Origin of the sequence: Pedobacter aquae, assembly GCF_008195825.1 — a bacterium.
In the GTDB taxonomy this organism is placed as follows: domain Bacteria; phylum Bacteroidota; class Bacteroidia; order Sphingobacteriales; family Sphingobacteriaceae; genus Pseudopedobacter; species Pseudopedobacter aquae.
Genome location: NZ_CP043329.1, coordinates 1590078 through 1608565 on the forward strand (window position 1 = coordinate 1590078; position 18488 = coordinate 1608565).

An 18488-nucleotide genomic window follows, 5' to 3' on the forward strand; every position below is an offset into this window, starting at 1 on the left:
TAACTCATTAAAATTTAAAACGTACAAAAGCCTCAATAGCTTCATATTCTGCCAAGCCTAATTGATTGTAGCGATGTGCTGTTTCGCTGGTTCTTTCTTCTGCCCTCACCCAAAATTCACGAGCATCATCACCCGGGAAAACCGGAATATCTTTTTGAGATTGATGCTTAAATATAGCCATACGCTTACGAGCTACCTCTTGCGGAGAAAGTGGAACAGCCATTTCTATATCATGAATCTCAAACTCATGCCAAGCACCACGATATAGCCATAACCAACAATCTTTAACCCAATCTTCGGTTGCTTTCAATCTTTTTAAAGCTTCATAAATGATATCAAAACAAACTTTATGTGTACCATGTGGGTCGGCAAAATCTCCGGCAGCAAAAACCTGATGAGGTTTTATTTTTCGCAACAGAGACATGGTTTCTTGGATATCATCCTCATAATTAGCTTGCTTTGCGCTTTTATTTCTATCGTAAAAAGGAAGATTTTGGAAATGGATATTTTCATCGGGTAAACCAGCATACCTAGCGCCTGCAATAGCTTCTCCTTTTCTGATTAAGCCCTTAATAGTTCTTAAAGGAATGGTATCTGCCTGATTAGGTTTTTTCTTATTGATAAAATCCCTCATCTCTTGATATTGCTTAGCCAGCTGCTCGCTATTGCTATCAAAACCTTGAGATTTCAAGAAATCTATCGTAAACTCCACAAAACGTAGGGCATCATCATCCCAAACGGCTGTATTTCCAGATGTTTGATAAGCTACATGAACTTCATGCCCTTGGTCTGCCAAGCGGATAAAAGTACCGCCCATAGAAATCACATCATCATCTGGATGCGGTGAAAATACCATAACCCTCTTTTTCGCCGGCAAAGCTCTTTCTGGGCGCTGCGAATCATCAGCCTTTGGTTTACCACCCGGCCAACCGGTAATGGTATGCTGTATTTGGTTAAAAACATCAATATTGATATTGTAAACCGGCCCCATCTCTGTTGCCAATTGTGCCATACCGTTATTATTATAATCTTCTTCCGTGAGCTTTAAAATTGGTTTTTGAAGTGTAGAAGCCAACCAAACAACAGCTTTTCTGATTAGCGTTTTATCCCAGACACAATCTTTTACCAACCAAGGCAAATGGAAACGGGTTAATGCCGAAGCTGCATCTTTATCTAAAATAAAAGTAACCTGGTCTGACAGTTGTAGATAGGTTGCTGGTACTTCAGAAGAAATTTCGCCCTCAACAGCTTTCTTTACAATAGCGGCTTTCTTCTCGTTCCAAGCCATTAAGACAATCTCACGAGCTTTAAAAATGGTGCCAATTCCCATTGTAATGGCTTTACGAGGTACATTATCTTTACCCCCAAAATCTCGGGAAGCATCTCTTCTGGTTAAATCATCTAAAGTAACTAAACGTGTGCCCGAGTTTGGTGCCGAACCTGGCTCGTTAAAACCAATATGCCCGGTTCTACCGATACCTAAAATTTGTAAATCTAAACCTCCAGCATCGTTAATTTTCTTCTCATAACTTAGGCAAAAATCTGCAATTTCGTCTTCGGGTAAAGTACCATTAGGGATATGCACATGGTTCATATCTATATCGATATGATTAAAAAGCTGTTGTTTCATGAAATGAACATAACTTTGTACAGCATCTGGCTGCATGGGGTAATATTCATCCAAGTTAAAAGTGATAACATTTTTAAAACTTAAACCCTCTTGCTGATGCAACCTGATCAATTCCTGATAAACTAAAACTGGTGTTGCCCCCGTAGCTAAACCTAAAACAACTTTTTCTCCATCGGCACTTTTCTTTTTAATCAGCTGAGCAATTTTATGGGCCACATGGATAGAGGCAGTTTCAGGATTATCAAAAACCTGTACAGGTAATTTTTCGAAACGGGTTTCTTCTAGTAAGTTAAGTCTAAGCATGTGATGATGATTTTTTATGAGACGATTTTAATTGATAACCATACACCCCGAAATAGCCTATAAATAGGTAACAAGGTATCAGGATGATGTAAGCTTGTTGGGTATTTAAAACATCGGCTAAATAGCCATATAAAAGTGGTAAAATAGCACCACCAGCTATGCCCATAATGAGCAAAGAAGCGCCTTCTTTGGTAAACCGACCTAATCTGGCCATAGCTAAAGGCCATATAGCTGGCCATATTAAAGCGTTGGCTAAACCTAATAAGGAAATAAAAACAACCGACAAAAAGCCTGTGGTAAAGATTGCAGCAGCAGAAAAAACCAAACCCAATAGCGCACAAAGACTTAAAGCTTGTTGCTGATTGATATACTTAGGTATACAAATAATACCTATTAAATAACCAACAATCATGCTCACCAAAGTAGCTGTTGTAAAGTATTTAGCTGTTGATAAAGCGATACCTTGTGAAGCGCCATAGCTGATTACCGTATCGCCAGCTATAACCTCTGCCCCTACGTAAAGAAACAATGCGATTGCTCCAACGACCAAATGTGGAAATTGTAAAATTGATTTTTTTCCTTCATTAGCTGCCGAGGTTTGTGCATCTTCTTCATCAGTATTAATTTCTGGCAAGCTAGAACGATAAACCAAAAAAGCTAAAACCAATAAAACAGATACAATAAGCAAATAAGGAATTATTACTCTAGCAGATAATTCATTTAACACTACTTCTTTTTGCGCTAGAGACATGCTTAACAATTGTTGTTCAATAGCATCGGTATTTTTTAAGGTAACAGCACCTAAGACAATTGGCGCCAAAGCCCCTGCAAGCTTATTGCATATACCCATAATACTTATTCTTTTTGCAGCACTTTCTGCCGGACCTAACACCGTAATGTATGGATTAGAAGCTGTTTGCAAAATAGCCAAACCTGTACCTTGTATAAACAAGCCTAACAAAAACACACCATAAGTTCTACTTAAAGCAGCTGGGATAAATATTAAAGCGCCTAAAGCGATCACCATCAAACCTATACTCATCCCCTTTTTATAGCCTGTATATTTTAACAACTTCCCGGATGGTACGGCCATCACTAAATAAGAAATGTAAAAAGAAAAGGCTACCAAATACGACTCAAAATTATCTAACTCGCAGGCAATTTTAAGATAAGGTATTAATACTGAGTTTAACCAAGTGATAAACCCGAAAACAAAAAATAAGGCTCCTATGATGATGATAGGATTCACACCTTTTTGAACATTTTCTTGATGCTGCATATTATTTTAGCTTATAAATACTGTAAGTAGATATGATTTCTTGTAGCTCTGCTTCATGCTCTTCTAGCTGTTTTAGCAAATGCAATTGTGCTTTGGTACGCACCAAATTATGTTCTGGATAGGCAATTTTAAAGTAATGATCTCCTTCAAGATAATCTGTAAGAAATCTTACGGCCTGCATATAAGGAAGTAGAAAAACTCCTATAAGCAAAGATTTTACCTCATTAGCAGTTAAGAACTTTCCTGCTTCCGCTAAATAACCTTTGGTATAGGCCTCAAATAAAGGGATGTTTAATTTAATCTTGCTTAAATCCGCTTCATCTTCTGCCGCAGTATTGATAATGGTACGGATAGCATCCCCAAAATCATAAGCTACATAACCCGGCATTACGGTATCTAAATCAATCACACAAATGGCTTTATCTTGCTGATTGAAAAGGATATTATTGAACTTGGTATCGTTATGGGTAATTCTTTTAGGTAAAAGACCTTGTTGACCCATATCATATATCCTTCGCATTTGGGTAACTCGAGCTAAAATAAAATCAATTTCTTCTTGTACGTTTGCAGCTCTACTGGCTTTATTTTCCTTTAAAGCTTTATTGAAATTATCTAACCTGAATAAGATATTATGAAAATCTACAATGGTTTCAGACAAAAGCGAAGCATTCATATCAGACAGTAAAGCCTGAAATTGGCCAAAAGCTCTCCCCCTTCTTCCGCCTGCTGCTCTGTTTCCACAATATCAAAGCTTTTAGACCCTTTTATAAAAACATACATCCGCCAGTAATTGCCATCCTCATCTTTATGATAAAGCATTTTGTTTTTTGCAGGAATAAGCTCTAAAACCTGCAAATCACTATGTTGCAAAAGCTGTATCTTATTCTTCAGATAGTTTAACACTAAATAAATATTATCTGTTAAAGCCAATACATCCTTAAAAACATGATGATTGATGCGTTGTAATAAATAATCGGGTTCATGAGGCTGCTTATTGTACAAGCAATAAGTATCATTAATATGACCCGAACCATAATTTAAACCTGAAGTTTCAACCTCACCAGAGATAAGGAAGTTCTCTACTATTTTTTGGATGTCTGCTGCCCTTGCTTTAGCTTTCATATTTAAGAACCATGTACTATTATACATGTAATATTTATAAAGTAAATGTAATGTGTTCGTACACACAAAAACAAATTAATTTTAAAATTATTATCAACACACAAAATAAACAACACAAATACAAGTATTTAAAGCTATTAAATAGCTTATTTGGAATGTTTACGCACACATATATGGTGTTAAAAAAATTTAATACTCGGGTTTATCTAAGAAATAGTTGAGATTTTCTTTGGTTACAATATCTAAAGGTAAATACTTGAATACGGCAACATCTTTTTTAAAAATCAAATGATTAGCTAATTGATGTACCCCCCAATACCCTTGCCCTTTGGGGTTTTGGTTAATGAGGAAACTAATCATACCGTTATTTAAAAAGTATACATTTTTAGGGAGCAAATCATAACCAACTATTTTTATATGATGGATATGACGTTCTTTTAAATAAGCAGCAATCTCAAAAGCTTTAGATGTAGTAACATAAATCCCTTTTAAATCGGGATTATTTTCTATGACATCACTTAGTTGCTGATGAAAAACAGAAAACTGAGCACTGTTAAACTCTTCTTTTATAAATTGATAAGTATCATTCAATTGGTTTTGTATAAAATAGTTCCTAAAACCACTCTCCTTTTTTACCAAGTGAGCAGCATTAGTGATATCTTCATCAAAATGAGCAATTAAAATACTACAAGGCTCTGGTAAACCGTAATGAAGCATTTTGGCAGCTAACATACCACTCAGATAAGAATCTTGGCCAATATAGCTCAGCGGTTGGTAATCGGTAATTTCGGTATTAAAAAGTACAAATGGAATATTTAGCGCCTTCCATTGCTCGAAAAAAGGCAAAGCTTCACGGTAAAAAATCGGCGAAAGTAAAACGCCATCAAGTTCTGTTTTTTGAAGCTGCTGTGCGGCTGAGATAAAAGAATCGGACTCGTAAGGATTAAATAAGTAGATTTTAACCTCAACACCAAATTGCTTCAATTCTTTAAAAGCTTGCTCAACCCCAGCTTTAGGACCGTACCAATAAACATCAAATTGAGCATCAGGAATTAAAGCTGCAAACCTATACACCTTTTGCGAACCTAAAGCCCTAGCCATTAAATTGGGTTCGTAATTTAACTCTTTAATGATGCTAAGTACTCTTTCCTCAACATCTTTGGCTACTCTGCCACGCTTATGCAAAACCCTATCCACAGTTCCGGTTGATACCTTTGCCTTAAGCGCTATATCTTTAATACGTACTGTTTTATCTTTCATAATTGCTTTGCGTTTGCGCACAAAAATAACAGAAAAACAAAATACATTATCTTTTATTTTTGAAGTAAGATTTAGGTGGTATCATTAGATGATACTGAAAACAACACAGCCTCAGGTTTAAATCCGAGGCTTTATTAAAAATTCTCATAAAAAAAACCAGACTTAAAAAAGTCTGGTTTAGTACCAATCACAGGGAATACATCGAACACTTAATTCGCTTTTTAGAGTTAATTGAGCCAATTATTTTTGATTTGAAGTCTAAAGGTTTCATTAAATAGACATAATTGGTAATATTAAATTAAACCTATTTAAAGCCTTAAGAAGGTATGTTTTGAACCAAAAATTTTGAATTGCATTTAATTTGTTTAAAAGAATTCCAATAAAGCTCATAGTTAAAAAACTTAAAGACAAAATGACATTTTCATAAGAAAGCATATTAAGACAATAAATCTATTTAATTTATCTATAGTTAAATGATTATGAAATGTAAATTCCCTTTTTATTAGTCTTTTAAAGTGAAATGATTTTGTATAGTTTCTAAATTAATTTATATTGATCAAAGCTTGGTTTTATTTACAAATGGGTTCAGGATTATAGTTGAAAATATTGCATAAAGAGGCTTTAATAATTTCGATAACGTTCAAACATTTCTTTAGGAGTCAATATTTCCCAAAAATAGGTTTCCGGATTAGCCAATAGATATACTTCTTCGGGATGTATATTTCTCATAATATATTCTTCTGAAGCTATTTCCTGACATTGATCATGTATCATTTGCAACACTTCAAATACTCTTTCCATCATATTGTCAGCATCCTGACCTTTCACTTTTTCACTAATCATTATATTAATTACTAATTTAGAATGTAGCCTTGCCTTCATCGAAATTGATAAAGATTGATCATATTTTTTAGAAAGTTTGTCTGTTAAATTTGATGACTCTATCAAAGAAGTTTTTATTTCACGCCTTTTAAGAATATACTCTTTTAATCGAGACTTAAGCATTTGATAGGTATCTTTACCAGCTTCTTCCATGAATGATTTGAAGAAAAGCCCAGATATCATAATGATAAAAGTAGTAGGAATCGTCCATTCTAAAGCTGCAAAAAGTCTAGTACTTTTATGTTGAACTCCTTTGATTTTTAACTGAGGTTTGCTCAAATCAATTATTTCTTGAGCATCAGTATCATCCAAATTATCTGGCCAACCTATAATTATAATTTCTTCCATTTAAGGATTATCTAAACTACATTAAGAAAACATTATTCTTCTTTGCTTTTCTTAATCTCTGCATCAATTAAAGGTTGATGCCATTCCCAAAGTTCGTCTAAAGTTTGAAAATTCTGTGGGATAGGATTGTTTGATCGAAATGCCTCATCAATCGAAAGTGCTTCATAATGACAAAAGTAACTTTCGCAAGTACGTCGCGGATTATTGGCGAGAGAAGATTTAAAATAAGAGTCACAAATATCATAATGATGGCTATGTATAAATCCTTTCCGTCGCTTTCGCAATTCTTTCTTGGGGAAGAACATCAATAATTTCAAACTGCTCCATAGACCTATCATCAGGTGTTCCCCATGCATGATTCAAAAGATTTACTGCTTCAATATCTGATATTGGTGCACCATAACCGAAAATTGTAGTTCGAACCGAACCACTACCTTTTTCAAGCATTGCTTTAATTGATTGCCATGCTTCATCTATAAATTCATTCTCGCTGTAATTTTCTGATTAATAGGATATAAAAGAGGAGTGGGCTCAAACACTCCTCCATCAGCCCTGCACTGATAACTTAAAGGTCCAGAACGTTTATCCTCTTTACTATATCCCAATCCTATTGTACCATGAAGAAAAGACATATAAGGAAGATTTTTAGTGAATTTAATATTTCTTACCCACGCCTGATACAAAAAAGGGTCCCAATTAAATGTTGCGATATGATCCTTTGAGCGAAGCGATAAAATTATATAATCATAAATGGTAGGCTCGTCTGGTAACTGCATGCTACTGAAGTATTCCTGAATACGTTTTTTAATATTAGCTATTAAGGACGAATTAGGATTGTTTGCATAAAGATTTCCGTATAAAGTTCAAAGTTACTGCTTTTAAGATCTGCTGGCACGTCAGCTACAATATCTTTTAATCCTTAAAACTTCGAAAAAGTTAAGCATATATGGCAATACCTTATTTTGACGTTCTGCATTTCTTGATGTTGACGCAATACTTGCACCTGCTCCAAGTATAACAATGTGTTTACCTCCCATTACTTGGTTGATTCCTTGTTCTATTGATAATCCTACCATCTTCTTAAGTTTAAATTTCTCCTGCACCCATTTTAATAGGTTTTGAAGGTGAATGTTGAACACTATAATCAATATAATATCTGTCAAAATCAAGAATTTTAGTATAACACGATTAAAAAGAACATGATAAACTCGAGACAAAATAACATCATCATTGAATGTTTTATCATTTCTATAGTCTCGATTACCATGAGTCATTTTGTTACGAAGAGTAATTGCTGCCTTTTCTTGTTTTTCTATTTTAAGCCGAGCACAGATAGAAAAAAGTTTATTTTTTCATCGGAACCTTTTCTGAAAGCTCCCTTTAGTTTATTAATGATTATCTCACCGCCCTCAAATCCAGATAGCTTCTTCGTTAATAAAGCAACTTCATTTGTAATTAAAGTATCATACTCCTTTTCTGGTAAATACTCTAATTTATTTAACTGAAATTCTGAATTTTCAACTTTAATACTTTTCAAAATTAGAGGAAAGTCAACCCCTTCCCACTCTAGGTTGGGGTTGAACATGGATTTAACAGATTTCACGTAGCATAAAGATGATTTTTTAAGTGTATTTTGAAGTATTATAATCAACTTAGATATACATGTCAGTAACACTTTATCATTATACTTCCTACGCGGCTTTTTGTAGTATCATCAGCGGTGAAAACCTCAGATTTACAAATATTGGGTTCCTAAACGATGCTATGGAATATCAATATGGCATTGGGCTTTTCGTTAAAGCGATAAAAAATTTCGAATCGAAAAATAATATTGGTGATGTATTTGACATTTCTTTATTAAACAGATTTACATTTTTAAATCAAGTTTACACTATCTCATTTTGTGAAAATGGAGATGATCTAAATCTTTGGCGGGGATATTGTCCAAAAGAAGGAGGAATTGCCATTGGTTTTAATAAGGACACAGTTTTTTCTAATAGAAATATTATATTGAATAAATGTCATTATAACAACCCATATGACGGTATAATAGTTGCATCGAACTATGAAAGAATAAGGGATAAGTTTTCAAAAATAGAAACTCTTCATAAAGATCTTGAACATATAAAATTCACATTTGATTTGGCTCATGTTAAAAGCCCAAGTTTTAAAGGAGAGAATGAATGGCGTGGAGTGACGAAAGCCGAAAACCATAAGATTCAATACTTTGTAAAAAACTCCATGATTGTTCCTTTCATTGAGTATAAATTCATTAAACGAAGCATCAAAGAAATTTTTATTGGGCCATCAGCCCATCAAAATAAGATAAAAGAAGCACTAGAACTTATGACTCAACAATTTAACATCTCCTGTGATATTATTAAGTTTAAGATTCCTTTTGTGCAATATTAACAATCATTAGGATTGATCATGATAAAATACATCCAATTGGATTCCAGGCTGATGAGAATGCCATAAAATTCATAGTCGGTACATTTTAAGTGGTAGTGATGAGATAATTAAGCTTGAAAGAAGAAGTCTACTCGATTCATTTGATTTCATATTAAAAGTCTATCGATTTAGAAGAGAAAAGGAGAAAATTTTAGAAGAGTTCATTTAAATATGCTAATACCTTAAGTAAGTATCTTAATCATCTCAATTTACATATAAAATACTATCTTGGTTTATTGGTTTATCAAATTAAAATGAGGATTGTACAAGCTATAAATTATACCATAAATTGAAAAGTACAACCTAAAAGTCTTTGTTATGAAAAAGCATTATTTTTCTAAAATAATTTTCTTGGCAATTTCTAATTGTTCATCTATACCATTTTTCATTCCCTCAATAGATTGCTTGACTATATAGTCGATTTTTATTCCAACTTGTTGAGTTTGCGAACCATCTGGATAATAAATTCCAACATCAGATATTCCTGTTGATACATTACCTGGAAATATTATCTTTGAAACGCCTCCATCAGCACCTGCTGATGGAGTACCGATAACAGTTACATTGGGCATACTTTGAAAAGCAATTGTAGCAAATTCAGCACTACTTTGAGTTAAACTATTAACTATGACTATTATCTTTCCGTTGTATGATGCCTTAGAGTTATTATCACCTATTTCTAGGGGCTTAGTGAATGTAAATAAGCCAGGATAACTTATAGAAACATTTGAATACTTTAAAAAAGGGGATTTAAAATTCTTCAACCGATTAATGAGGTTAAATACTGCAATTTGATCATTTGGATAACAGCGCATATCTATGATTATCCCTTTTGTATTTTCAAAGTCTGACATAGCAGGTTCTATATCTGCATTTTTAAAGATCCCAGGAAATATATATCCAATCTCATTATCAATCTTGTAAAAGCTTTTGTCAAATGGTGAAGTGAACCAATCTAATTTATAAAAATCTATTTCTGAAAGTTCAACTCCATTTATTTCGGATTTTATTTGTATCCCATTCCTCAGTATTGTGAACATAAAATGTCTAGAACTATTTCTTAAGAGATATGACCATGTCATTTCTCGAAGTTGTGCCGGAAGGTTAGAGCCAAATGTAATAGGTAAATACTTATCCACTAAATTCTTTACTTTTTCACCATTTATACTTAAGATGACGTCACCTTTTAAAAACTTTCTTTCTACCTCAAGTGTGTCGCTATAGTAACCGGTTACAACAAGGCTATCATTTATAAATGTACTTTTGAAAGGAACTCGAAAGTCACCTTTCTGGGATTCGGACAAAGCACCGCTCGAAATATAAGCATGTGAATCATGAATACTTGAAATTAGGTTTTTCAATGCCAAAACATATGATTTGCTATTATCTATTTTAACAAATTTAGGGATAAATTCACTTAAGGATTTATCCCAGCTTGGGTTTATCAAATATCTGTTAGGACTGAAATATTGTATTATACTCCAATAACGGTAAAGAGCTAACAACATATATCCACTATCGGGAAACTTAAGTTCTGGATAGGCTCTTTCATGTGTAAATATTGGATTTTCAGGATATGTATTAACATCATTTTCGACATAGTAATTATCTATGATATTGCAATTTTTTAATATGTATTGCAATTTTTCAGTGAGTGAGTTTCCGAAAGTAGAGTTGTTAAACAGATTTCCATAACTGGGAAATACTGCAATATTTGTTTTGTTATTTAATGTTAACTGATTCAGATTAGGTTTCGGTTTTCCTAATCTGTCTATCCAATCTTCAAGTATTTTTGAAAACTGATCATTAGATTTACATTCTAAAACAAGAGGTAAAACTCTAAATAATTCTGAGTCCCAATTTAAATTACCTTTAGCAATTTCTGGATGATGATATTTTAAAAAGCCCCAAAATTCTCCCAATAACGATAAGTACTCAATCTTCTTTTTGCTCAACTTTATCTTTTCTATACCAGAACCTTGTAAAAAAGAAGAATCACTTTCAGCTGGATAAGAATTTAAGAATCCTAGCTTAGCTTCGTTTATAGGCTTACTATCAATGTAAATTCTAACACTGTCTATCCATATTCTACCTTTACCTTTTAAATAGGCTCCAATATTTATTTTTGCAGCTTCCTTTTCTTTATATGGTACCTGTATTATATATTCCTTCCAATCATTTGTTCCCTTTAATCCTTGATCAGACATGTCATTATATTGAATCACTTGATTGTCCCTTCCATCAATTCGTATCCATAGCCCTGCAATACCTTCAGAAACATCTTTGGTTTTTATTGAAGCGATTAAGGAAATTGTTTTCCCTTCGAAAGCTTTTTTTATTGTGTGACTGAAGCCAACCTGATTTCCTTTTGTATCATTCGAAGAAATTGACACTGAATATTTCCCCTGAACTCTGAAATTACTATCCAATCCAACCTCTCCATCTTGATTTGGATAAAGAGATAGAAACCATCCTACAGGCTTCTTTTCAAAATTCAAATCTTCGAAATTTCCATTGAAGTATTCTTGAGCATTAGCAGTTGCACAAGCTAACATTAACCCAATAATTAAAGTTATTCGATTTAAAATTCTCATTAAATAACAATTTTTTGATATCTCTTAGCTTTTGAAAACAATATCTTCATATAATTTTGAAACTAAAATGATTCATAGATAATAGGTCAATAATCTAATTTTTATTACTTTTATTACAATGTAAAGTTAGTTTAAAGAGACCACTTATTAAAGACTTTAAACTTAATGAAAGTCCTATGTTAAACTTATAATAAATGTCGATTAAAAAATTAAATATTGGCCTATTCGATTTAGGATTGGTTTCAGACCCTATGGATTCTATTAACACTATCTACGAAACAACTAAAACTGCTGTAAAAGCCTGAACAAATTAGAATTACATTATTAGATATTCATCTTACAAATGTTTATGCAGTACAAAAACTTTATGATAAACTCCAACTAAATCCATTTATTGAACAATTAATTCATGGTGATGCAACCCTACCAGAAATACAATTAAACGGTTCTCATGATATCATCATTTCTACGGCTATACAAGTAGGGCTTAACAATACCTGTCAAGTACCTATTACTCGTAACTTATTAAGATTTTTGAATAAAAATGGCGCTTTCATTCCGCAGCAAATTAAACTTGATATTTATTTAGGTGACCAACCAATCCCTTTTAATGATTATGAAAAGGAAATTTCTATTGGTACAGCTTTTGATTTTGACACCAAAAAGCTTCCTGAAGTAGGTAAAGAAATTATTCTTCAGGTTCCTGAGGGATATGAACAGTACTTAAAATTATATACTCATATCAGAATACATGAAAATATTTGGCTCAAAAACCCTAAAAGCACCATTACCTTTCCATTATTTATCAGTGCATTAAGAAAAAAAGAGCCTTGTAAAATTGCCTTTAGTTATCAGGAACATGCTATTCCTAGACTTGATTTTCAATATTTACAGGAGATTTGAGACTAAATTTAGGATAGTAATCTTTACATGATGAGGCTTTCTCAAATAATATATACCAATCTTGGCATCTACTTTTGAAAGTTCACCAAACTTGCCATTAGTTTCTAGTCGAATTTTCTCAATATAAAACAATTTGAAAGCAAAAAACCGCACTAGAGTATACTCTAGTACGGTTTTACATTTTAAATGTACCCAGAGCCGGGGTCGAACCGGCACATCCGAAGATATTGGTGTTTGAGACCAACGCGTCTACCAATTCCGCCATCTGGGCTTATTTGGCAATCCCTATCTTAATGACGGGGTTGCAAATCTATTAATTGATTCCCGTATTCGCAACAAATATTTTTTACGGTAATAGATGTCTTTGATTTGCAGCAACAAAGCTTTTCTTTCTTCTTCCTTTTGCTCATCAAACTGATGAGTAAGTGAAGCTAATTCTGTGTCTAAACTCTCTTCTATTTCCGCTACTTGTTTTTTTAATTGTTCTACTTTAGCAAAGTCTTCATCAAATTCTAGCTCCATCAAAACTTCGTTTACCTCCATCATTTCCATTAGAAAATCTTGTGGTAAAGCGTACTTCTCTCCTTCTTCTAAAGCTCCAAATAATTCTAATACGTAGTTTAAACGCTTTTGCTCATGAGATAATACCTGATAAGCTTTATTGTTCAAAGTGGATAAATCAAGAATTTCTTGCTGTTTATCCTCCGACTCATTTACATAAAAATCAGGATGATATTGTTTACTTAAAGCATAAAATTTCCGCTTCACCACCTCTGCATTAGGGTGAAAAGAAACTGGTATTTCATAAAACTCGAAGTAATTCATTTTATAAGGCAAAAGTTAAAATTAAAAAAGTAAAAAAATAAAACAACATTCTTACTACTAAATCAGGCATTCCGCTTTAAGCCTTATACTTTAAGCTTTATTTAGTGAATGCTTTAAAAATATCATTACCTAAAACAAAAACCATTAAAGTAGCCAATAAAACAAAGCCTACAATTTGTGCTCGCTCCATAAACTTATCACTCAATGGTTTGCCTTTAATCATTTCTATCAACAAGAAAACGGCATGTCCGCCATCTAAAGCTGGTATAGGCAATAAATTCATCAAAGCCAATGCCATAGAAAGTAAACCTGTAATGCTCCAGAATTTTACCCAATCCCAAGTACCGCCATATAATTTACGGGCAATTTCTACCGGACCAGAAAAAGCTTTATTTGCTTTTACTTCGCCTTTAACTACTTTGCCTAAACCTTTTGCATTATCTGTTAAACTCCCCCAAGCTTTAGCCGCTCCCACCGGAAGTGCTTCAAAGAAACCGTATTTCTGTGTTTCTAACTTCAAATCTTCAATTTTAGGTGCAAAACCTATCGTACCCTCAGCTGTAACTAAAACTGGTAAAGAAAGTTTATCACTTCCTCTTCTTATTGCGGCGGTTACTGTTTTACCTTTGTTTTCTTTTAAAGCTGTTTGTAATTCATCAAAAAACAAAGTTTGCTTGCCATTAACAGCATAAATTAAATCGCCTTTTTTAATTCCGGCTTTAGCAGCATTACTACCATCAACAACAGAATCTACAGCAAATTTCAGTCTTGGTGAAACAAATTCATCCACACCATAATCTGCAACAGTATTTAAAATATTAGCAGGCACTAAAACGTCTGTTTCCTTACCATTTCTGATAACAGTGATGGTAGAATTACCCATCAAAACCTCAGAACTACTTAATTCGCTAAATCTTACAATTTCTTTTCCGTTTATAGCTACAACTTTATCACCAGTTTGTAAACCTATTTCTTTACCAATAATGCCTGGTGCTATCCCATTTCTAATTTCCTTATTAGGGATATAAGTTTCGCCATAAGTAAAGGTTAACATCCAAAAAATAAGAATACCTAAAATAACGTTTACTGTAACTCCGCCAAGCATCACAATTAAGCGCTGCCAAGCTGGTTTTGCTCTAAACTCCCAAGGTTGTACAGGTGCTGCCATAGCTTCGGTATCCATAGATTCATCTATCATACCGGCTATTTTCACATATCCGCCTAAAGGCAACCAACCTATACCATATTCTACATCTTTATATTTAACGCTAAATAATTTTACTCCCCAAGCATCAAAAAACAAATAAAATTTCTCTACTTTAATTCCAAATGCTCTTGCAGCCCAAAAATGCCCTAACTCGTGTAAAACTATTAAAATTGATAATCCCAGCAGCAGCTGGCCAATCATAACTAAAACATCCATCTAATTTTCTTTTCTATTTTTATTTATATCAACTCTTCTGCAAATATTCTTGTTTGTTTATCTGTCTCAAAGTAATCTTCTAATATAGGGTTTTCTACAAAGCTTACCCTATCCATACAGCGTTCTATGATATCACTCATTTGTAAAAATCCGATGCGTTCTTTCAAAAATGCAGCTACTACTACTTCATTAGCGGCATTAATGATGCAAGACATGTTGCCACCTTTCTTTAAAGCATCATAAGCTAGAGCCAAATTTCTAAAAGTTTGGATATCTGCTTGCTCAAAACTTAAAGAGGGATAATCCATAAAATTAAAACGCGGAAAATCACTCACAATCCTATCAGGATAGGTAAAAGCGTACTGAATAGGCAATTTCATATCGGGTAAACCCATTTGCGCTTTCATAGAGCCATCCTGAAACTGAACGATTGAATGGATGATAGATTGCGGATGTACTATAACATCTATTTGCTCTACAGCTAAATTAAACAACCATTTTGCTTCTATCACCTCTAAACCTTTGTTCATTAAAGAAGCAGAATCTATCGTGATTTTTGCTCCCATTACCCAATTGGGATGTTTTAAGGCTTCTTTAAAACTTACCTGAGCTAAATCTGCCTTAGTTTTACCTCTAAAAGGACCACCAGATGCGGTAAGATATATCTTTTCTATAGGTGCTTGCTCGCCCACTAAACACTGGAAAATAGCCGAGTGTTCTGAATCTACAGGTAAAATTTTAACGTCATTTTCTTTAGCCAAAGCGGTTACCAAATCGCCAGCCACGACCATAGTTTCTTTGTTAGCTAAGGCAATATCTTTTTTAGCTTTGATAGCAGCAATAGTAGGCCTTAAACCTGCAAAACCAACTAAAGCTGTTAAAACAACATCTAAATGAGGTAAAACTACCGCTTCGCATAAAGCTTCGCGGCCAGCCTTTACTTCAATATTTGTATGTGCTAAAGCTTGTTTTACTTCCTGATATTTGCTTTCATCAGCAATAACCACCAGCTGGGGCTGAAACAACAAAGCCTGCGACACCAATAAGGCAACATTAGATTGTGCCGTTAACACGGCTGCTTTAAACAAAGTTGGGTTAGCCTTGATAACGTCTAAAGCCTGCGTACCAATGCTTCCTGTAGAGCCTAATATGGCAATATGCTTAATATTTTTTGAATATGTATTTGTCAATTTTTGTTATGATAATTGATAAGAAACAAGTTTATCTGCTAAGGCTCTGTCGTTTGCTAAACGAGGGACTTTATTTTGTCCGCCCAGTTTACCTTCTGCCCGCATAAAATTAACAAAAGCATTTGCTTGCAGCGGCCTGATGATTAAAGGTTGCAAGACCTTACCTTGAATCAAATCTTTATAATAAATATTTTTAAGCTGTAATTGTTCGTCTACTTTGGCACTAAAAACAGCTAAATCTGCCGGTTGTTTTGCAAATTCTACAAACCACTCGTGAAATGGCAATTCGCCCACCGGCGGATTAACCTGAGGTGCAACCGTAAACTCGGTAATTTCTAAATCTTCTTCTTTAGCTACATGAAGCAAAGCGTGTTCTACCTCCTCACCTATCACATGCTCGCCAAAAGCAGAAATATAATGCTTTATTCTTCCTGTTACCAGTATTTTATATGGATTTTTAGAAATAAACTTCACCGTATCGCCAATGGCATATCCCCACAAACCAGCATTGGTACTCATGATGAGGGCATAATTTTTATTGAGCTCGACCTCGGCTAAACTCAAGCGAGAAGGGTTTTCATTAAAATATTCATCCGTAGGGATAAATTCGTAAAATACACCAGCATCAGCTAAAAGCAATAAACCTTTATCTTGCTGAGAGTCCTGAAAAGCAATAAAACCTTCTGAAGCTGGGTAAGTTTCTATGGTAGAAATTTTCTTTCCAATACTTTCTTCAATTCTTGCTCGATAAGGCTCAAAATTAACCCCTCCGTAAACAAATAAATTGAAGTTTTTAAAGATATCTTTTATCTTTTTACCATTGGCTTTCGCCGATAAACGATCGAAATACATTTGGCACCAAGGTGGTATACCCGATATCAATCGCATATCTTCATGGAAAGTTTCTTCTACTATAGCATCTACTTTTTCTTCCCAATCTGCAATACAATTTACCTGATAACTTGGCAACCTATTTTTTTGCAAATACTGCGGAACATGATGTGCTACAATGCCAGAAAGCCTTCCGAAAGAAATTCCGGCTTTTTTAACCATCTCTGGGCTACCTTGTAAGAATATCATTTTACCATCTACAAAACTAGCATCACCAGTTTCATGGATATAACATAATAAAGCATTTCTGGCTGCTTTAATATGCTCTGGCATAGATTCTTTAGAAAGCGGAATGTATTTAACACCCGAAGTAGTTCCAGATGTTTTAGCGAAATAAAGAGGTTTGCCTTTCCATAAAACATCAGCCTCTCCTTTAACCACACGTTCTACATAAGGTTTCAAATCTTCATAATCCCTAACAGGAACATGCTTTTTAAAATCCTGATAGTTTTGGATATCCTGAAACTGATGATCATTACCAAAAACGGTGTGTTTTGCGGTATTGATTAGGTTTGCTAATACTTTCTCTTGAGCCGCTACTGCATTAAACTTCCATTTATTTATGCCCCGCACTGCCCAAGCCGCAAATGGTTTACTTAACGCTGCTTTTAATCCCATAGTGTTGTTTATTCGGCAGATGGTAATTGGCCATCATGCTCTTGTACATAAGAGTTTACCAATTTACGATATGTTACAACTAATATCACATTTGTAAACGGATAAGTTACAATAATACCTACTCCTAAAGCCAAAAAGCCTAGTACTATAAAACCAACTACTATGAGTAAAACGGTTATTATCCTCAATAAATTATCCTGTGTAAGCGCTCTACTTTGTCTTAAAGACTCTATAGAACTAGAATCATCATCAACAATAAAACAAGGAAAAAACATAAATCTCATGGTTATCAACATCAATAAAACAAAGGCAACAACGGCTAAAAGCTCTACTGCTATAGGGGTTTCTTTTAATTGGTCTACAAATTTGCTAAAGGTAGCTACCGTAAGAAGCTTTTGATAAATGAGATTAAAAGTGGCTACTATGAACCCTAAAAACAAGGTTAAAGTAATAAAACTAGAAATATTTTTCCAAGTTGGGATAACCGATTTTACTTCAATATCTTCGTTTTCTTTATCAATAAGATGGAAAGTAAGTTTGTAAAAACCTAAAGTTGCCATACTATTTAATATCAATACCAAGAAAAGAATAATGAAACTAAGAAAACCTCCATCGCCAATTAAAAACATGGAGGTAAATTGCATTAAGGCCAGAACGATAAAAGCAGTTACAGAATAACCAATAATCACTAGAAAGTTCTTCTTGGTGATTTCCCATGAGGTTTCTAAAACTTCTATTACTGAAAAAGATTTCTCCATTTAAGATTTAA

General features: G+C 33.8%; 18 protein-coding genes and 1 tRNA gene. 2 read left to right on the plus strand and 17 right to left on the minus strand.

Going from position 1 to position 18488, the window contains the following annotated elements:
- Positions 1 to 7 precede the first annotated feature (7 nt).
- From nagB to FYC62_RS06885, 10 genes are all read right to left on the minus strand, one after another.
- Complete coding sequence (gene nagB, locus FYC62_RS06845; protein WP_149074424.1) at positions 8 to 1933, minus strand: glucosamine-6-phosphate deaminase; 1926 nt, start codon at positions 1931 to 1933, stop codon at positions 8 to 10.
- Positions 1926 to 3212, minus strand: a complete 1287-nt coding sequence (locus FYC62_RS06850) for a sugar MFS transporter (protein WP_149074425.1) — start codon at positions 3210 to 3212, stop codon at positions 1926 to 1928. The genes nagB and FYC62_RS06850 overlap by 8 nt, the downstream gene beginning before the upstream one ends.
- A 1-nt stretch (position 3213) precedes the next feature.
- Positions 3214 to 3885 (minus strand): phosphotransferase enzyme family protein, encoded by a 672-nt coding sequence (locus FYC62_RS17495; RefSeq protein WP_240534846.1) that lies wholly within the window; start codon positions 3883 to 3885, stop codon positions 3214 to 3216.
- A complete protein-coding gene (locus tag FYC62_RS17500; RefSeq protein WP_240534847.1) occupies positions 3882 to 4361 on the minus strand; it encodes a hypothetical protein in 480 nt (159 codons plus the stop codon). Before FYC62_RS17500 ends, FYC62_RS17495 begins: the two co-directional genes overlap by 4 nt.
- Positions 4362 to 4523: 162 nt before the next feature.
- Positions 4524 to 5594 (minus strand): substrate-binding domain-containing protein, encoded by a 1071-nt coding sequence (locus FYC62_RS06860; protein ID WP_149074426.1) that lies wholly within the window; start codon positions 5592 to 5594, stop codon positions 4524 to 4526.
- Positions 5595 to 6215: 621 nt separating this feature from the next.
- On the minus strand, positions 6216 to 6824 hold the full coding sequence (locus FYC62_RS06865; RefSeq protein ID WP_149074427.1) for a hypothetical protein: 609 nt from the start codon (positions 6822 to 6824) through the stop codon (positions 6216 to 6218).
- Positions 6825 to 7076: 252 nt separating this feature from the next.
- Positions 7077 to 7271: a hypothetical protein gene (locus FYC62_RS06870; protein WP_149074428.1), complete on the minus strand. Its 195-nt coding sequence runs from the start codon at positions 7269 to 7271 to the stop codon at positions 7077 to 7079.
- Between the two features lie 26 nt (positions 7272 to 7297).
- Positions 7298 to 7600 carry a hypothetical protein gene (locus FYC62_RS06875; protein ID WP_149074429.1) on the minus strand — a complete coding sequence of 101 codons (303 nt, stop codon included), beginning with the start codon at positions 7598 to 7600 and terminating at the stop codon, positions 7298 to 7300.
- Between the two features lie 120 nt (positions 7601 to 7720).
- A complete protein-coding gene (locus FYC62_RS17080; RefSeq protein WP_168199404.1) occupies positions 7721 to 7900 on the minus strand; it encodes a hypothetical protein in 180 nt (59 codons plus the stop codon).
- 236 nt (positions 7901 to 8136) lie between these two features.
- Positions 8137 to 8427, minus strand: a complete 291-nt coding sequence (locus FYC62_RS06885; protein WP_149074431.1) for a hypothetical protein — start codon at positions 8425 to 8427, stop codon at positions 8137 to 8139.
- A gap of 59 nt (positions 8428 to 8486) precedes the next feature.
- Here FYC62_RS06885 and FYC62_RS06890 point away from each other — a divergent pair, with 59 nt between their 5' ends.
- Positions 8487 to 9236, plus strand: coding sequence for a DUF2971 domain-containing protein (locus FYC62_RS06890; protein ID WP_149074432.1), 750 nt, complete (start codon positions 8487 to 8489; stop codon positions 9234 to 9236).
- A 368-nt stretch (positions 9237 to 9604) separates the two neighbouring features.
- On the opposite strand, the gene FYC62_RS06895 is transcribed toward FYC62_RS06890, so the two are convergent.
- Positions 9605 to 11869, minus strand: coding sequence for a S41 family peptidase (locus FYC62_RS06895; protein WP_149074433.1), 2265 nt, complete (start codon positions 11867 to 11869; stop codon positions 9605 to 9607).
- A 534-nt stretch (positions 11870 to 12403) separates the two neighbouring features.
- Here FYC62_RS06895 and FYC62_RS06900 point away from each other — a divergent pair.
- Positions 12404 to 12772, plus strand: coding sequence for a hypothetical protein (locus tag FYC62_RS06900; RefSeq protein ID WP_149074434.1), 369 nt, complete (start codon positions 12404 to 12406; stop codon positions 12770 to 12772).
- Positions 12773 to 12961: 189 nt separating this feature from the next.
- Here the strand turns inward: FYC62_RS06900 and FYC62_RS06905 are convergent.
- From FYC62_RS06905 to FYC62_RS06930, 6 genes are all read right to left on the minus strand, one after another.
- Positions 12962 to 13043 (minus strand) — tRNA-Leu (locus tag FYC62_RS06905).
- A gap of 14 nt (positions 13044 to 13057) precedes the next feature.
- On the minus strand, positions 13058 to 13597 hold the full coding sequence (hscB, locus tag FYC62_RS06910; protein WP_149074435.1) for a Fe-S protein assembly co-chaperone HscB: 540 nt from the start codon (positions 13595 to 13597) through the stop codon (positions 13058 to 13060).
- 97 nt (positions 13598 to 13694) lie between these two features.
- Positions 13695 to 15020: an RIP metalloprotease RseP gene (rseP, locus tag FYC62_RS06915; protein ID WP_149074436.1), complete on the minus strand. Its 1326-nt coding sequence runs from the start codon at positions 15018 to 15020 to the stop codon at positions 13695 to 13697.
- A gap of 23 nt (positions 15021 to 15043) precedes the next feature.
- Complete coding sequence (locus tag FYC62_RS06920; protein ID WP_149075869.1) at positions 15044 to 16186, minus strand: 1-deoxy-D-xylulose-5-phosphate reductoisomerase; 1143 nt, start codon at positions 16184 to 16186, stop codon at positions 15044 to 15046.
- A gap of 30 nt (positions 16187 to 16216) precedes the next feature.
- Positions 16217 to 17719, minus strand: a complete 1503-nt coding sequence (locus tag FYC62_RS06925) for a GH3 auxin-responsive promoter family protein (protein ID WP_149074437.1) — start codon at positions 17717 to 17719, stop codon at positions 16217 to 16219.
- Between the two features lie 8 nt (positions 17720 to 17727).
- The gene (locus FYC62_RS06930; protein ID WP_039448570.1) at positions 17728 to 18477 is read right to left on the minus strand and encodes a hypothetical protein; all 750 of its coding nucleotides are present in this window, start codon (positions 18475 to 18477) and stop codon (positions 17728 to 17730) included.
- Positions 18478 to 18488: the final 11 nt, after the last annotated feature.

What these genes read in the sequence shown, in the direction of transcription:
- FYC62_RS17500 (WP_240534847.1), bottom strand. Translation starts at nt 4,361, where the DNA reads ATGTATAATAGTACATGGTTCTTAAATATGAAAGCTAAAGCAAGGGCA.
- FYC62_RS06865 (WP_149074427.1), bottom strand. Translation starts at nt 6,824, where the DNA reads ATGGAAGAAATTATAATTATAGGTTGGCCAGATAATTTGGATGATACT.
- FYC62_RS06875 (WP_149074429.1), bottom strand. Translation starts at nt 7,600, where the DNA reads ATGCAGTTACCAGACGAGCCTACCATTTATGATTATATAATTTTATCG.
- rseP (WP_149074436.1), bottom strand. Translation starts at nt 15,020, where the DNA reads ATGGATGTTTTAGTTATGATTGGCCAGCTGCTGCTGGGATTATCAATT.
- FYC62_RS17080 (WP_168199404.1), bottom strand. Translation starts at nt 7,900, where the DNA reads ATGGTAGGATTATCAATAGAACAAGGAATCAACCAAGTAATGGGAGGT.
- FYC62_RS06925 (WP_149074437.1), bottom strand. Translation starts at nt 17,719, where the DNA reads ATGGGATTAAAAGCAGCGTTAAGTAAACCATTTGCGGCTTGGGCAGTG.
- FYC62_RS06850 (WP_149074425.1), bottom strand. Translation starts at nt 3,212, where the DNA reads ATGCAGCATCAAGAAAATGTTCAAAAAGGTGTGAATCCTATCATCATC.
- FYC62_RS17495 (WP_240534846.1), bottom strand. Translation starts at nt 3,885, where the DNA reads ATGAATGCTTCGCTTTTGTCTGAAACCATTGTAGATTTTCATAATATC.
- FYC62_RS06870 (WP_149074428.1), bottom strand. Translation starts at nt 7,271, where the DNA reads ATGCTTGAAAAAGGTAGTGGTTCGGTTCGAACTACAATTTTCGGTTAT.
- FYC62_RS06930 (WP_039448570.1), bottom strand. Translation starts at nt 18,477, where the DNA reads ATGGAGAAATCTTTTTCAGTAATAGAAGTTTTAGAAACCTCATGGGAA.
- nagB (WP_149074424.1), bottom strand. Translation starts at nt 1,933, where the DNA reads ATGCTTAGACTTAACTTACTAGAAGAAACCCGTTTCGAAAAATTACCT.
- hscB (WP_149074435.1), bottom strand. Translation starts at nt 13,597, where the DNA reads ATGAATTACTTCGAGTTTTATGAAATACCAGTTTCTTTTCACCCTAAT.
- FYC62_RS06895 (WP_149074433.1), bottom strand. Translation starts at nt 11,869, where the DNA reads ATGAGAATTTTAAATCGAATAACTTTAATTATTGGGTTAATGTTAGCT.
- FYC62_RS06860 (WP_149074426.1), bottom strand. Translation starts at nt 5,594, where the DNA reads ATGAAAGATAAAACAGTACGTATTAAAGATATAGCGCTTAAGGCAAAG.
- FYC62_RS06890 (WP_149074432.1), top strand. Translation starts at nt 8,487, where the DNA reads ATGTCAGTAACACTTTATCATTATACTTCCTACGCGGCTTTTTGTAGT.